The 15761-nt window shown below is 38.4% G+C and carries 16 protein-coding genes and 1 tRNA gene; 9 read left to right on the forward strand and 8 right to left on the reverse strand.

Features of this window, described 5'->3' with window-relative positions; all coding sequences use genetic code 11:
* Positions 1-2 precede the first annotated feature (2 nt).
* The 5 genes from nrdB to Xmir_RS04240 all read left to right on the forward strand — a co-directional run bounded on the left by nrdB (position 3) and on the right by Xmir_RS04240 (position 4448).
* Positions 3-1133, forward strand: coding sequence for a class Ia ribonucleoside-diphosphate reductase subunit beta (nrdB, locus tag Xmir_RS04220; RefSeq protein WP_099113178.1), 1131 nt, complete (start codon positions 3-5; stop codon positions 1131-1133).
* 1 nt (position 1134) lies between these two features.
* Positions 1135-1401 (forward strand): class I ribonucleotide reductase maintenance protein YfaE, encoded by a 267-nt coding sequence (gene yfaE / locus Xmir_RS04225; protein ID WP_099113179.1) that lies wholly within the window; start codon positions 1135-1137, stop codon positions 1399-1401.
* A 142-nt stretch (positions 1402-1543) separates the two neighbouring features.
* Complete coding sequence (locus tag Xmir_RS04230; protein WP_099113180.1) at positions 1544-2062, forward strand: Ail/Lom family outer membrane beta-barrel protein; 519 nt, start codon at positions 1544-1546, stop codon at positions 2060-2062.
* 421 nt (positions 2063-2483) lie between these two features.
* A complete protein-coding gene (locus tag Xmir_RS04235) occupies positions 2484-3248 on the forward strand; it encodes an N-acetylmuramoyl-L-alanine amidase (RefSeq protein ID WP_099113181.1) in 765 nt (254 codons plus the stop codon).
* A gap of 636 nt (positions 3249-3884) precedes the next feature.
* The gene (locus Xmir_RS04240; protein WP_099113182.1) at positions 3885-4448 is read left to right on the forward strand and encodes an Ail/Lom family outer membrane beta-barrel protein; all 564 of its coding nucleotides are present in this window, start codon (positions 3885-3887) and stop codon (positions 4446-4448) included.
* Positions 4449-4599: 151 nt separating this feature from the next.
* Here Xmir_RS04240 and Xmir_RS33290 read toward each other — a convergent pair whose 3' ends face one another.
* Positions 4600-4950, reverse strand: a complete 351-nt coding sequence (locus tag Xmir_RS33290) for a DUF6693 family protein (RefSeq protein ID WP_422646028.1) — start codon at positions 4948-4950, stop codon at positions 4600-4602.
* A gap of 619 nt (positions 4951-5569) precedes the next feature.
* Between Xmir_RS33290 and Xmir_RS04250 the strand changes: the two genes are divergently transcribed.
* On the forward strand, positions 5570-6004 hold the full coding sequence (locus Xmir_RS04250; protein WP_099113183.1) for a lysozyme: 435 nt from the start codon (positions 5570-5572) through the stop codon (positions 6002-6004).
* A gap of 204 nt (positions 6005-6208) precedes the next feature.
* On the opposite strand, the gene Xmir_RS04255 is transcribed toward Xmir_RS04250, so the two are convergent.
* Positions 6209-6604, reverse strand: a complete 396-nt coding sequence (locus tag Xmir_RS04255; protein WP_099113338.1) for a VOC family protein — start codon at positions 6602-6604, stop codon at positions 6209-6211.
* Between the two features lie 109 nt (positions 6605-6713).
* On the reverse strand, positions 6714-7307 hold the full coding sequence (locus Xmir_RS04260; protein ID WP_099113184.1) for a lytic polysaccharide monooxygenase: 594 nt from the start codon (positions 7305-7307) through the stop codon (positions 6714-6716).
* Positions 7308-7891: 584 nt separating this feature from the next.
* On the opposite strand from Xmir_RS04260, the gene aac(3) reads away from it, so the two are divergent.
* Both aac(3) and ghoS read left to right on the forward strand, forming a co-directional pair.
* Entirely contained in the window at positions 7892-8731 is an 840-nt protein-coding gene (gene aac(3), locus Xmir_RS04265) for an aminoglycoside 3-N-acetyltransferase (protein ID WP_099113185.1), read from the forward strand.
* A gap of 358 nt (positions 8732-9089) precedes the next feature.
* A complete protein-coding gene (ghoS, locus tag Xmir_RS04270) occupies positions 9090-9398 on the forward strand; it encodes a type V toxin-antitoxin system endoribonuclease antitoxin GhoS (RefSeq protein WP_099113186.1) in 309 nt (102 codons plus the stop codon).
* Between the two features lie 472 nt (positions 9399-9870).
* Here ghoS and Xmir_RS04275 read toward each other — a convergent pair.
* The 3 genes from Xmir_RS04275 to Xmir_RS04285 form a co-directional block, all read right to left on the reverse strand.
* Positions 9871-9947 (reverse strand) — tRNA-Pro (locus tag Xmir_RS04275).
* Positions 9948-10022: 75 nt separating this feature from the next.
* Entirely contained in the window at positions 10023-11762 is a 1740-nt protein-coding gene (gene yejM, locus Xmir_RS04280; protein ID WP_099113187.1) for an LPS biosynthesis-modulating metalloenzyme YejM, read from the reverse strand.
* A 30-nt stretch (positions 11763-11792) separates the two neighbouring features.
* Entirely contained in the window at positions 11793-12020 is a 228-nt protein-coding gene (locus Xmir_RS04285) for a YejL family protein (protein WP_047964219.1), read from the reverse strand.
* 279 nt (positions 12021-12299) lie between these two features.
* Here Xmir_RS04285 and yejK point away from each other — a divergent pair, with 279 nt between their 5' ends.
* Entirely contained in the window at positions 12300-13301 is a 1002-nt protein-coding gene (yejK, locus tag Xmir_RS04290; RefSeq protein WP_099113188.1) for a nucleoid-associated protein YejK, read from the forward strand.
* A gap of 97 nt (positions 13302-13398) precedes the next feature.
* Here yejK and rplY read toward each other — a convergent pair whose 3' ends face one another.
* A complete protein-coding gene (gene rplY, locus Xmir_RS04295) occupies positions 13399-13680 on the reverse strand; it encodes a 50S ribosomal protein L25 (protein ID WP_038235979.1) in 282 nt (93 codons plus the stop codon).
* Positions 13681-13858: 178 nt separating this feature from the next.
* Positions 13859-15616 (reverse strand): DNA repair helicase RadD, encoded by a 1758-nt coding sequence (gene radD / locus Xmir_RS04300; RefSeq protein WP_099113339.1) that lies wholly within the window; start codon positions 15614-15616, stop codon positions 13859-13861.
* Positions 15617-15761 lie beyond the last annotated feature (145 nt).

Consider the following 15761-nt stretch of genomic DNA (forward strand, 5'->3'; position numbering starts at 1 on the left):
CTATGTCCTATACCACTTTTTCGCAAGTAAAAAATAACCAATTACAGGAGCCGATGTTTTTCGGCCAGTCTGTTAACGTGGCGCGTTTTGATCAGCAGAAATACCCTATTTTTGAAAAGCTGATTGAAAAACAACTCTCCTTCTTCTGGCGTCCGGAAGAAGTAGACGTTTCCCGTGATCGCATCGACTATAATGCGCTGCCGGATCATGAGAAACACATTTTCATCAGCAACCTGAAATATCAGACGCTGCTGGATTCCATTCAGGGCCGTAGTCCGAATGTGGCTTTCCTGCCGTTGATTTCCATTCCAGAATTGGAAACATGGGTTGAAACATGGTCGTTTTCGGAAACGATTCACTCGCGTTCTTACACGCATATTATCCGTAACATTGTGAATGATCCTTCTGTCGTGTTTGACGATATTGTGGAAAACGAACAGATTTTAAAGCGCGCCAAAGATATTTCTGCGTATTACGACGATCTGATCGAAATGACCAACTACTATCATCTGTTGGGCGAAGGGGTACACGATGTTGCTGGTAAAACAGTGACAATTAACCTGCGTGCATTGAAAAAGCAGCTTTACTTGTGCCTGATGAGCGTTAACGCCCTGGAAGCTATTCGCTTCTATGTCAGCTTTGCGTGTTCATTTGCCTTTGCTGAACGTGAGCTGATGGAAGGTAACGCCAAAATAATTAAACTGATTGCCCGTGATGAAGCGCTGCATCTAACGGGAACCCAGCACATGTTGAATTTGCTGCGTTCTGGTCAAGATGATCCTGAAATGGCGGACATTGCCAAAGAGTGTGAGCAGGAATGTTACGATCTGTTTGTACAGGCAGCAGAACAGGAAAAAGAGTGGGCTGACTATCTGTTTAAAGACGGCTCCATGATTGGTTTGAACAAAGATATTCTGTGCCAATATGTTGAATACATTACCAATATTCGCATGCAGGCAGTTGGCTTGAAATTACCGTTTGAAACTCGCTCCAATCCGATTCCATGGATCAATGCGTGGCTGGTTTCTGATAACGTTCAGGTGGCTCCACAGGAAGTCGAAGTCAGTTCTTATTTGGTTGGTCAGATTGATTCGGAAGTCAATACTGAGGATCTCAGCGGTTTCGAACTCTGATATGGCTGATTATAAAGTTACCCTGCCGTCAAGGCAGGGTTTATCCGTCCATTATTCTTCAGGTTTCCACGGCAATTTGCTGGAAGCACTAGAACACGGCAAAGTGCAACTTGAGTACCAATGCCGCCAAGGATACTGCGGTTCTTGCCGTGTTCGCCTGGTTAAAGGGAAGGTGGGATACCCTTGTAAACCACTGGCATTTGTTAATGAAGGGGAAATTTTGCCTTGTAGCTGTCATCCGCTGACAGATATTGAAATTGAACCGTAATTTCTCGCTTCGCAATTTGAATACTGTGGGGATTAGACTAATTGTCAACAGATTTTACCGTTGTTTCTGATCTGATTTTTATCAGATGAAAATATGTGAGCTATATTTAAATGACTTATCTCCACCATTGAGGTAGTAACGAATGAACAGCATCCTTATCGTTATGTTTGTTCTTTTTACTTTTCTGGCAACACAAGCTTATGCTGTTGAAGAACAAACGACATCGGTGGGATATACTTCTGGTCACTTCGATAAAGTGGGTGAAGAAATACCTCGTAGCATGAATTTCAATCGCTATTATCAAATGAGTCCTGATTGGGGAGTTGTAGGATCATTTTCTTGGCTAAAAGGTGACAAAAACTGGGATCGTGCCCAGCCCTTACTGGCAGGCCCGGCTTATCGAATTAACCATTATTTCAGCCTGTATGGAATCGTGGGTATTGCACGTTTGAAATGGGGTAATGAGGGGAAAAAAGGCACTTACATTGATGCGTATACTTATTCTGATAAAAATATAGCCTTAGCTTGGGGAACTGGAATACTAATTAACCCATTAGAAAATCTCGGTTTTTATATCAGCTATAAAGAGACACCAATCCAACCTGAAAATAAAAATTATCATGTCAATGGCCTTAATATTGAGATTGGGTATCATTTTTGAATATGCCATATTTGTTTAAGTAATCATGATAATTTAATAAATTTATATCTATTTAAAATGCTATAAAATAATAATCATTTCATGAAATTTATCTGTAGTTAAGCTCCTCTTTATATCTATATATCTATATATCTATATATCTATCTCTAATAAAATCATTCCGAAACTAGAAATTTGTTAATAATGGTTTTTTATTGGCATGTTGTTTACTATTTCGCATATCTTACCACAGTGAGCTATTTATCAAAAACAAGAGACATTTATATTAGTGATTTTATAGGTTAAGATTATTTTTTATGCTTTAATCATTTGCCTGATAAGTGTTTTTTTGTTGATTTATCATACCAGCAATATGGAATGCGTTTTTTACAGCGATTTGATATTCACTGCGTTACATCGCAAAACCAATGGAGTAACAATAATGTATAAAATTGATTATGTTTCATATCGTTCAATCAAAAGCTTTAATCGACGTTCCCGCTTTTTAGTTATGCATTACACCGCCCTGAATTTCGAAAGATCCATTCAGGCATTGACAGGGAATCTGGTCAGTGCTCATTACTTAGTTCCGAACCCTGATGATCCGACTTATCAGGCCGCTGGATTTAGAGAAATTCATATTTTCAATCTCGTAGATGAACTTGAAAGAGCTTGGCATGCTGGAGTGAGTTATTGGGCAGGAAGAGAAAGCCTAAATGATACTTCTATTGGTATTGAGATTGTGAATGAAGCTAGTGATGAAAGTGGTGTGCTGACTTTTCCCCCTTACCATCCCGATCAAATTGACGCGGTTAAGGTACTGGCCATTAATATAGTCCAGCGTTATCCAGATATTCATCCAACCCATGTAGTAGGGCATTCAGATATTGCCTGGCAGAGAAAAACAGATCCGGGCCCAGCTTTCCCATGGAAAGAGTTATATGATGCAGGTGTTGGGGCATGGTATGACGAAGAGACTAAACAAAAATATATCGAACAATTTTCTTATTGCTTGCCTGATACCGCTGCGATTTTAGAACAACTTAAGGGTTATGGTTATGATATTTCAGGTGCAGAAGAAAATGAGAACTTTCGGTCCTTAATTATGGCATTCCAAATGCACTTCCGTCCATCATCTTATGATGGTGTGCCTGATATAGAAACCATTGCCATTTTATATGCTTTAGTCGAAAAGTATTTTGGATAATAAATAACGATTTTCCATGAAGTATATCAAATAAGTTTTGAGTTGCGGCACAGCCAAAAAAGCCGCAACTTGAAGCTTATTGTATAGAAATAATAAATTCTCATATGAGAATAAAAGCTTATGATGTAGTTGCCAGATTATTCGTTCAGATGCCTTGAGAATCTATTCAATGATTACTCATCAATAAACTTTTCCTGATTGAAAACTAAAAAATTGATGATTAATTGATTTATTTCTTTTGGTGATACATTTATTCTATTTATAATTAAGAATTATTAAAGGACAAAGTGTCAACTAATTACACATTGCATTATTTTAATACTAGGAAATATCCTAATATTATAAATAAATTGTTTTTTCTTAACCATTTGATAAATAAATGTTTTTATAAATTGTGTACTTTTATTTATATGAGTTTATGGGTGGTTTTGGGACATCTAAAACAGATGTTTTTCTATGTAATAATTTGAATTTAAATAAAATTTATCATCATTGTTATTTTGTTGGTGTAATTTTTGGGGATAAATTGATGTTCTTCCGCTTATAGTTGAATTCCTGATATAAGATCTGTATATTCCGAAAGCTTTTCTTGGTAAGACGAATACATCAAACGTAAATGACAGAGAATTTTTATTTATGAAAACAACACTATTAACAGCTTCTATCGCTGTGGGATTATCTATGCTTACTTTTAATGCCTGCGCAAGCAATAGTAATAAAAGTACTATTTCTGTAGGGTATGCTCAGAGTAACGCATCATTGAATAATGGTAAGGAAATCTACCATAATGATGAGAAATTAAGTACAAACCAGTATGGATTAAATCTAAAATATCGTTATGAGTTTAATGAAAAACTTGGTGTTATCGGTTCATTAACTTATACCCAATATGTGCATGAGTATAATTATTTTGGTTCATCATCAAAATTCAGGTGGAGAAATACATCTTTGATGGCTGGCCCAACCTACCGTTTTAACGATTATATCAGTGCATATGGTCTGATTGGTGCGATTCGCAGTGAAGCTGGTTTTTCTGCATCAGGAGATAAAGATAATCATAAAAAAACCGCATTATCTTACGGCGCGGGTTTACAATTTAACCTTACTCCTAGCTGGGCTATTGATGCTTCATATTCATATGCAAATTTAAAAGAAGCCAAACTTGGAACTTGGGTATTGGGTGTAGGTTATCGTTTCTAAATTTTCATTTACCCATATTCGTTATGTCTCTTTATATATCACTTATTTTTTAAACTAATTTATCTATTGGCGATCATTGTATGAATGATCATTTCGCCTGAACTCTTTGTTTTATAAGGTTCAGGCTTTTTGTTGTGTATTTAACCACGATCTATTCAGAAATTACTCGTGTATGATTAATGCAATGCACGATGATTTTGTAAAGGTATACAAAATATAAAACCCCAAATGTAATAAAAGAGAGAATAGCCCAAATGATGACGTAACCCAGTATTTGAACTAAGTTGATATCACAATCTAATTTACCGATAATTTTCCCACTATCTCGGTCAATAACATGCGTTTTACTAATGATAAAACGAGTCATATAGTAAGGAAATACAAAAGCACCTAATCCTACGGTAAGTAATATAATCAAAAGCCAGATAATAAGGTGTAAGAGAATCTCAAGTATTCCCAATTCTGATTTTAACTTCAAACTATGAAAATCCATTAAATTCATAAAATTATCTCAGTATTAAAGTGAATTCTGAAAGCTGGTTGCTATAGAAATAATAATTATGGTCTGTGTAAAGCAAACTTCTCGGAATGATAGTTCAATTAAAAGAGAATGGATAGTGATATGGAATAGAAAATATTTACATTAGGTCTGAACAGGCGATAAAAAAGCCAGTTTTATGAATAACTGGCTTATCTCTGTCTGCACAGTGCGTTATATAAGGTGAGTGCTTACATAAAGCGAGTTGCTGATAAGCGAATAACAACACAGTGTACGTTCGAGAGGAAAGATTTTACAGATTTCATGATGATGTCCTTGAGGGTTATAAATTGTGATTTACTTCACGAAAATCTAAATTCTGGGGAAGATTTTATGCTCAAAACAAAAAGAGTCAAGATATTTATTAAATTATTTTTTTAAAATTTAAAAAAAATTTGCAAGTTTCATCATCTATTTGAAATTTATGTATATTTTTGTTGTTGGTGCTTTGTGAGAATTCTATAACTTGTCTATTATAGCGCCTTTACTGATTTTTTTTTCGTCTATACTTTATGTTTAGATTGTTTTTTATACTGACCTTGACTTGGTGTTCGATGCTCGACCTAGCAAGCGGAGAAAATGAATGGAAATCAGTGAAAATGGTATTAATAAACTCAAAAGCTATGAAGGATTGAAATTGAAAGCATATCCAGATCCCGCCACTGGAGCCGAACCGTGGACAATTGGATATGGTCATACAAAGGGAGTCAAACCTGGACAAGTGATTACCGCGCAACAAGCAGAAGCATTTTTGTATCAAGATCTTCTCCCGATTTATGATGCTATCCATCGATTAGTTAAAGTATCTCTAACACAGGGTCAATTTGATGCTTTATGCTCGTTTATTTTCAATCTGGGGATTGGTAATTTTACCTATTCAACGTTGTTAAAAAAATTGAATGTAGGTGATTATCAAGGCGCTGCCAGAGAATTTTTGAAATGGGATCGAGCTGATGGACGAAAAATACCGGATCTACTCCGTAGAAGGGAGTCAGAACAGCAAACATTCCTTTCATAAGCAGATTTAAACTTAAAATGCTATATACCCGTCATCTTCCAAGTTGCATCTTTGTTGGATTTGCTCACTTACCTCAGCCGCATAGTTAATTATGCTTTTGGGGATTCGTTTCCTTACCATCGCGATGTAACTTGAAATCTGTTGGGTATAAGTGATTAATATTAAAATAAATAATTTTTAGCATTAAACTAACTATGAAATTGCTTAAACTTCTGAAGCACTATTTTGTAATACAACGCGATAGCCATCAATATCTTCAAATGTCTTTCCATGCTTATCCCAATAAGGATTATAAGAAGGCACGAGAGTAAAACCGGCTTCTTGCATTGATTTTATTTGTGCTTGCCATTCAAGTTCATCTTCAATATAAAATGCTAATAAATTATCTTTCGTCGGTGCTTTTCCAACATATGTATTGTGATGATGCGTGAATTCCAGATGCCAAGAATGATTAGAATGCCCTAACATAATACCATCAAAACCATCATGATCTTTGAATTCACCCAATATGGTGAAATTTAAACCCTGACAATACATATCCGCAATTTTAACAAGGTTATCTGTTGGTCTGGCAATTCTAAGAATAGTTGATTTTTTCATATTTTTTAAAAGAGTAGGGTTGAGTTGGAAAATAAATATTACCTGAAAATATTTTGTTTTTTTAGATAAAAGTGCTGGTGATTGCCCAGCACTTTTTAATTTAAAAATATTATTTAATATCAGCATCAATAACTTGATAGAAAGCATTATTGGTGTCGTCAATTGTCCATGTACCGAGAATAACATGATATCCTGAGCGTTCCGGAATATTACAGGTTATTTTGACTTTTTCGGCAGGTCTTTTCCCACTATCAAAACGCTCACAGAAGGGTTTTAAATCAAACTGTGCGCGAGTTAGTGGCTTATTTGGGTCCCAATCAGGTTTAGTAATGAAATATTGCCATGAAGTGGAGCTATGCCGGGCTGTTAATACCCATATAAATTCATTAGAACCTTTATTGAGGTTGACATGATGCCAGCGATCAGCACTTTGTTCATTGAGTTGATTGAACTGACCAACGCCACCACTGGCAATTTGTCCGTCAGGTGGGCCGCCTTGTGGAAAGCCTTTGACGCCTTCAACAGATTGTGGCTCATACATGATGGGACCACACTCTTTGTTAACGCGTTTAGAGCATAGAAGTGCTCTGCTTGGTGGTGTATCGATATATCCATGACGAGAGGAAGGCTCGGCAATACTAAAGAATGGGGTTGCACTAACAGCGGTCAATCCCACTAAAAATAATGACTTTTTAATGTTCATGTGGAGTTCCTATTTTTTCCGTACTTGACTGTAAAATAAGTAACTTTAATTAGTGTTATAATATTAATCGGTATGTATGAAATTTAATTCATTTTTTATGGAAAGGCATAAAGATATTTATAACAAAATTAGTCAATTATAAATTCTTAATTTATGATAAGGGTGTGATAGAAATATCTTCCTAAGAAAATGATGGTTGTTGGACTGATGGGATTATGCCGATAGGTTAAATATTATTGTGGTGCAGCATCGATCAAGAAAAACCCCTCCCTGTATGTAGGGAGGGAAAGAGCGAAATAAGAAGCAAATGAGGGTGTACTAAACAAGTAGGGTATTCAGTACACGTAAATAAAGTAGACCTAAATGGTAAAATATGCAATAAACCAACCTTAAACAAAAGGTGGTAATGATATCTTTAGGGTATATGATTATCTGGAAATGGGTTTAGATTTTAGAGAATAGATTAGAGGGATGTTTTAACTGAGTAAGTAAAAAATAATCATGATGTATAAAAAATTTTTATGATGCGAATTCACTAAACATTATTAGTTTAACTGGTTTCATCTAAAATATAAGGAAAACGTATGATCAAAATAGGTGAAGATAAATATTGGACTCAATCGGCACTCGTTGAACAGATCCTAAAGATGGGTATAAAACCGGGTGATGTTGTTATGTCCCACGTTTCTATGCGCTCTGTCGGGTATTGTTTAAATGGTGCAGATGATCTTATTCAGGCGATTTTAACTGCTATAGGGGAGAAAGGGACATTATTATGTTATACAAACTGGGAACAAAATTACGAAGATAGTATGGATGAAAATGGCTGTGTGCCGCTTGAACTAAAAACTGAAATTATGCCGTATGACCCATTATTTTCACGAGCAAGCAGAGATCATGGCGTATTTGCTGAGAGTGTCAGAACAACAAGAGGAGCAGTTCGAAGTCAAAATCCTGGCGCATCTGTAGTTGCTATTGGAAATGATGCCAACCACTTCGTAGAGAATCATTCAATAAATTATGGATATGGTAATAACTCACCATTTGCGAAATTTGTAGCCTGTCAGGGGAAAATTCTTATGATTGGTGCTCCATATGAAACAATGAGCTTATTACATCATGCTGAACACTTGGCAAATATTCCAAATAAACATATTCGTAAAATGGAAATTCCTCTGTTTCAAAATGGTTATGTAGAATGGATTAAACTAGAAGAATTTGACACGATAGATCCGGTTTGTGAATTATTTCCTGAAGGCTATTTTAAAGATATTGTTGAGCAATTTTGTCATTCCCATTCAGAGTCTCTTAAAGGTGTTATTGGTTCTGCTAATACACTACTTATTCCTGCTAAAGAAATACTGGATTATGCAATCCGCTGGATGGAAAATTATCATAAAAAATCATTATTGGCATTATCGTAGTTCCTAATATATCGATAGATTAGGGAAATAATCAATAGAGGAGTATTATTCTTTTATCATAGAGAATCTTCATGGATTGATCGTTTTTTCTTTTCTCAGTTGGTGAGGTAAATATTCCAAGAATAGAAAATATATTATCAAAGTGACCACTAAACTTTGATTTCATTAACACTACCTTAGTTAGTGTGGCTATTTTCTCAAATCACTGTGATTTATTGATATGGCGTGACCATATTAATGCCTGCTAAATTTACCATTAACCACAACACTCTTGGAAAGGGCGGAATGTGGCTATAACTTTCTGTAATCAAAAAAATAGATGTTTTGGTTATTTCTTAAATAAAAGAGAGGACTGTATATGGCTGCTTATCTGGTTCGTGTAGAGCTTTTTGGTGCAGGCTCAAGGGAGCACAATTCACTTCATGAATTAATGGGGTTAATTGATTTTAGGAGAACAATTACTTATGCCAATGGTGAAGTAATGGCTCTACCTACAGGGACTTATGTTGGAAACTCGTTAAACTCCGCTTCAGAGATCAGAGAAAAAGTTAGGAAATTAGCAAACCCATTATCATCAAAAGCTGTTTCTGTGTTTGTTTGCCAGTATAGCGAATGGTCTGCTTACCTTTATTCAGCTTCTGTATCTGCATTATCATCTGAATCATAATATTATTTTTTAGTAAGCTGGTTCTCCAACAAATAGTTTGGAGGCTGGCTTTACTGCGGCATCACGATTGAAACTTTCTATAGTCAGCATATCCATTTGTCTGAACTGGTTTCAAAATTGGCGGATAAAATCTATCGTGGACGGAGAAAAGGTTTACTATGCCGATGGAGAGTTTTGTGATATTCCAGAAGGTCAGTGAGACGCCTGTGTCCAGATGCCGGAGGATTCGAGGTGGAACTTGTGGCAGGGGGAACGTAGGTTAATAAAAAATGCTAACTTATTTTAGTGGGAGTTCCTTCACAGAGTTAAGGAAAGGGCAGGTAAGAAAAGAGGATATTCTGGTTAAGACAAGCGCATGCTAAGAATACGAGATTGCATTATTTTTTGCCGTGGATTTTTCCCTAGTTTTTACTCAAGTAAATTTCAGATATAAAAAAACCAACCATAACAGGTTGGTTTTTCTGGGGAAATTTGGTCGGCATGATAGGATTTGAACCTACGACCCCCGACACCCCATGACGGTGCGCTACCAGGCTGCGCTACATGCCGACGACTGTTCCTATAGTACCGTTTTTTATTTTCAAAGCAAGCCCTTAATTTGGTGAGTGATTGATTTTTAAACGATTAGTTTGCTAAAAAACGTTTCACTTCAGTTAGTATCTGTAATAGTTGGGCAAGATTTGGTTTGGAACCCTGAATTTCATTACCGTCTAAATCATACAGGTAATATTCCCCATCTCTGGAAAGATAGATCGTATTTTTAGCCGTCGTAATTATCAATGAACCATTATCACCAGTAATAAGCCACGGGTTTTCTCTCTGGGCGTTAAAAAGATCTTCACCTTGTGAGTAATCTTCTGGAGAGTTGCCAACGTGCAGTAAACGTTGCATTAGTGTGGTCATGACATCCTGATGACTGGTCAGTTTGTCGATAACTTGTGCAGGTGTACCCGGCCAGTGAATTATCAGAGGAACGTGAATTTGTTCGCGGTTGAATTTGTTATCAGTAATCCATTGCGGAGAGCGATTTATTGTCTCTTCACTCTGCTTGGCTGTAATCACAACGATGGTTTTATCTAGAACGCCTTTATTTTTCAAGGAGTCTAAAATGTTGTGGATTTCAGTATCCAGCGCTTTCTTGTCGAATTTACCCGATGTATGAGTAACGCCATTAATATCCAGAAATGAGAACCATGGTGCAGAATCGTTGCGTAGATTCAGCCATTGACGCCATTGTGTCACGGCTAAGTTATCGTCTTGCTTACCTGTGTTTGGCAGTGAGTAATCAGTCAATATCGCTTGACGATAAAGCGGGGTTTGGAATCCATCGGAAGAGAACAGGCCAAATTGATATCCTTGATGCGTCAGTGCATCAACAAGTGCGGATGGTTTCCTCGCATTAAGAACACCGTCTAGATAACCCGATGATATGCCATAGAATAAACCAAACAATGCAGTGTCGTCCTGAATACCCGTGCTGAAATGTTGAGTAAACTGGATGTTGTTTTTTGCAAATTGTTCCAGGGCCGGCATATCATTGATGATATCTTGGTTATCCAGCCCATCCACAACGAGTAGCAGTAGGTTATAGCCGCGCCCAGTATCCTGATAGGATAAGTTATTCAATGGATAGTTGATGCTCAAGGCGGCAGGGTTTCCTTGCTGATTAATGCGGCGTTGGTATTCTTGATGATCCAATAGGCCATGTTTTTCAAGGAACTTACGTGCGGTCATTGGATAAGAAAGCGGTAGGTTTGACCGTTGCATGGTAATGGGACGGTAAAAATTGGCGTCTGCCCAGATATACATGAGATGGGAAGCGACAAAAGCGGTGATAAATACCGCTGCCAGTGGTTTTCCGAATCGTTGGCGATTGAGGCTACGCAACTTTTGCCAACTCCATGTACCGAAGAGCATCTGTATCAAGAAAATGATGGGGATACAGATGAACATCAGTTGCCATTCCCTTGTTAATTCCCCTTGTTCCGGGTTAGTGACTAAATCCCAGACTAATGGAGTTAAGTGCAGGTGAAAACGAACATAGACAGAAGAGTCGAATATCAGCAGCGTTAGGCCCGCCGTTGCCAGTGCGGCTGAAAGAAACCTGAGTAACCGCTGGGATATAACGACGAATGTCAGCGGAAATAAAATAAGTAAGTAGATAGCAAAGATAATAAAGCTGAAATGACCGAGCCAACTGACTAGCGCGTAGATACGCCCAAACAGTGAACCCGGCCAGTCAGATGCAAATAAATAGCGACTGCCCAGCACAAGACTGAACATGATGTTGAACAGGGCGAACCAGTGTCCCCAACTGATCATCTGAGAAACTTTTTCGCGGTAATGCTGACGGCTAGTCACCATATTTTCTTTACATTAAGGTATTAATTGAAATTAGTGCGCTTTATCTTCGTTAATTGAAGATTGTAATGCGCGTGCAAACGAGTCTGCGATATGTCTGCGTTGTGCAGGAGCAATGCTCGTATTGATCAAATTCGTTACCATATTGCCCAATACCATCAGAGTAAGGTCAGTTGGCGCATGATTTTTCTCGAAAACATTTATTAATTCAGTTAATAAATGTTCAACTTTTTCATCGCTATAGCGAGACGACTGTGGCATAAATCAAATATCCTGAATGTACAAAGCCCTATATCTTACCGTATAGAGGAGTAATTTTCTGCTTTTTTATGACAAATTAATTCCCTATCGTGGGTATTGTTGTAATTATCTAATCTGCTGCATCGTTTTAGCCTTCGATATATTGAGCATTAGCCATTAAATTTTGAACACTTTTTAATCATTGGGGTTTTTGGTTGCAGCAAAGAGGCAACGGTGTTTGAATACGCCGCTAATCGCAAGGTTCCATAGGTAGCCAAAGCTGCAAAAGGAGTATAAATAATGAGTCTGGACATTACCCAGATCGCGTTACATCGGCTGATTAAACGTGATGAACAAACGTTGGAAGTCATTTTGCGTGATTCTCTGCTAGAGACTAATCAAGTGGTTGAAGAGATGATGGCTGAATTACATCGTGTATATAGTGCAAAAAGTAAAGCCTATGGTTTGTTCAATGAAGAGAGTGAATTGGCGGAATCTCTCCGTCATATGCGTAAAGGTGATGACGATTTTCTCGGTTTTAGTCGGGCTGCAACGGTTCGCCTGAAAGATGAGCTGGCAAAGTATCCTTTTGCGGAGGGTGGAACGGTTCTGTTTTGCCAATATCGATATCTTGCCGTGGAATATTTGCTGATTGCAGTTCTGAATAGTTGTAACAGTATGTCCGTCAATGAAGAGTTGGATGTGAACACAACGCAGTACCTTGATATTCCTCATGCAGATATCGTAGCAAGAATTGATCTGACTGAATGGGAAACTAATCCTGAATCCAGCCGTTATCTGACTTTCCTGAAAGGACGGGTAGGGCGCAAAGTTTCTGACTTCTTTATGGATTTCCTTGCTGCCAGTGAAGGTATGAATGCGAAAGTACAGAATAAAGGATTATTGCAGGCGGTGGATGATTATTGCGAATCGGCGCAATTGGATAAAAATGAACGCCAGGCTTATCGTCAACAAGTCTATGGTTATTGTAATGAACAGTTACAGGCCGGTGAGGAGATTAAGCTTGAAGAATTATCCCAGGAATTACCGCCATTGGGTGAGAAAAATTTTCAGCAGTTCTCGCAGGAACAAGGGTATGAATTGGAAGATAGTTTTCCAGCCGATCGTGGGACATTGCGTCAGTTGACAAAATTCGCGGGCAGTGGTGGAGGATTAACCATCAATTTTGATGCCATGTTAATGGGAGAGCGGATTTTTTGGGATCCAGTAACGGATACGCTGACGATTAAAGGTACACCACCAAATTTACGTGACCAATTGCAACGTCGTGGTAACCGCTAATTTCTGCATTAACCAAAGAATAAACCGTAGAAATAAATAACGCCGCAATTGCGGCGTTATTTACTCGGCGTCCCGATAAAAGCTCGACTGTGGCTAATTAAGCACGCAGGAAATCGATGTGCGTCAGTTTAGGTTTAAACGGATGACGCTGTACTGCCTGCACTTTAACTTTAGTTTCTTTACCATCAACAACCAGAGTCATAACTTCGTAGAATTCTGGTTTGCTTTCGTGGTTGATAACTGCGTCATGATCCAGTTCAATAGAAACTGGCTCTTGGTTACCACCGTAGATGATTGCTGGAAACTTGTTAGCTCTGCGCAGGCGGCGGCTCGCACCCTTACCCTGCTCTTTACGTACTTCTGCATTAATAGTTAACATTATTTTTTCTCTGTAAAAGAAGAAAATAAATCCTGCTACAGGCGACCCAGCAGCAGGTTCGATACTTGGCTTAACGTTATATATTACGCTAAGCGGGCGGCATTCTAACGAAAAACCGCTATGACAGCAAATAGAAATGCACTATCTGGCTGGTTAGCAGGCAGGTTATTTGGCAAGCCTAGTACAGATCATCAGCCCGTCTAAACCGCCCCTGATAGTCAAAAATTTTTTCCCGGATTTGCCAGAATTGCCCTTTTTTGCGTGCAACAACAAAATCAGGATGGCGTAATAAAGGGCGTTGGTGAGCTATGTCTGCTGCTGTTTTCCACCGGAAAGTGGTTCCCGGCGCACGTTGATGTTGACGAATGAACTGAAGTTCAAATACTTTCTTCTGAGCAGGAGTGGATAAGCGGAACAGTTCTGAGACATCCGCACCATCTTCATCATAATAGGTGATCTTCAACCACTCTCCTTTGTTATCATGACCAGGAGTTAATTGCATTCCACCACAACGCAGTACCAGCGCATCTTTAAGTTTTAAGGCTGCTTTCAGCATATCATCAGGATCGACTAATACTTCTTCACAGCGGTTACAGCGTCGGGCCGCGATATCATTTTCTGCTCCACAGTGGGGGCATGATTTGAAACGAAAACGGAAATCACATTGTTGCCGTTTTCCATTTTCATCCTCTTCCCAACCTTGGCAACGCCTCCCAAAATGCTCAATGAGTTCTCCGTCTGCTGTACATGTTCCCCAAAACGTATTAGCAAATTGGCAGATGGGACAAAATACCTGTACCGGCTGGCTTTGTGAATTAGGTTTGCTGTTACCGACTTCGGGTGTGTAGAGATCGTGGGGGTTACCTGCATAATCCAGGATCAGGCAATCTTTTTTATCAGGAAATAAACGCAGTCCACGCCCGACGATTTGCTGATAGAGGCTAACAGATTCCGTAGGCCGTAATATGGCAATTAAATCTACATGCGGCGCATCAAATCCTGTTGTCAGTACGGCGACGTTAACCATATAGCGAAGTCGTTGTTCCTTGAATGCGTTGATCAAGAGATCCCGTTCAGATGTGGGGGTATCTGCGCTGACTAATGCAGCTTGCCCAGTAGGTAATAGCTGGAAAATTTCTTTGGCGTGTTCGACCGTAGCGGCGAAAATCATCACACCTTTTCGGCCTTGGGCATAATCGATAATCTGTTTAATAATATGGGGCGTAATGCGCTTTTGGCGTTTTATCTCCCGGTTTAGCTCAGATTCGTTGAATATTCCTTGCTGGCTGGTACGAACCTGACTGAAATCATATTGAACTATTGGCATGTCCAGTCTTTCCGGAGAAACCAGAAAGTGATGTTTAATCATATAACGCAACGGAAGTTCATAAATACAATCGCGAAAAAAACAGCGTTCATCACCGCGTATCATGCCATGATAATGGTATTGGTATATCCAGCCATAACCCAGACGATAAGGCGTTGCGGTTAGCCCCAGAATACGTATTTGAGAATTGTTTTTCTGGAGTTGTTGGATAATTTGCTGGTATTGGCTATTTTCATCATCACTGATGCGATGGCATTCATCAATAATTAGCAGTGAAAAATGGTGATCAAAACGCTCCAGATTACGGGCAATGGACTGGATGCTGCCAAAAACGACTTTTCCTTCGCTTTGTTTTTGATTTAATCCGGCAGAAAAAATATCCGCGTTTAACCCATAAGCACAATATTTACTATGGTTCTGTGCAACAAGTTCCTTAACATGCGCCAATACTAAAACACGGCCGTGAGCTAACTTTGCCAATTCAGCGATAACGAGGCTTTTACCTGCACCTGTTGGTAAAACAATCACTGCCGGCTCTTTGTGTTGGCGAAAATAGTGAATGGTAGCATCTACCGCTTCTTGTTGATAAGGGCGTAAAGTAAAGGCCATTTTTATGTTACTGTCACAGGTATCAGGTAAAAGAGAATTGGTGTAGAGAATAACATTTTTCATTTAGCCTTGCTGCTGAGAAAATATTTGTCATTCTTTCTTTTTCTAGGATTAGACGGGCTATAACGAGCGATTTATTATTGTT

This window comes from Xenorhabdus miraniensis (genome assembly GCF_002632615.1).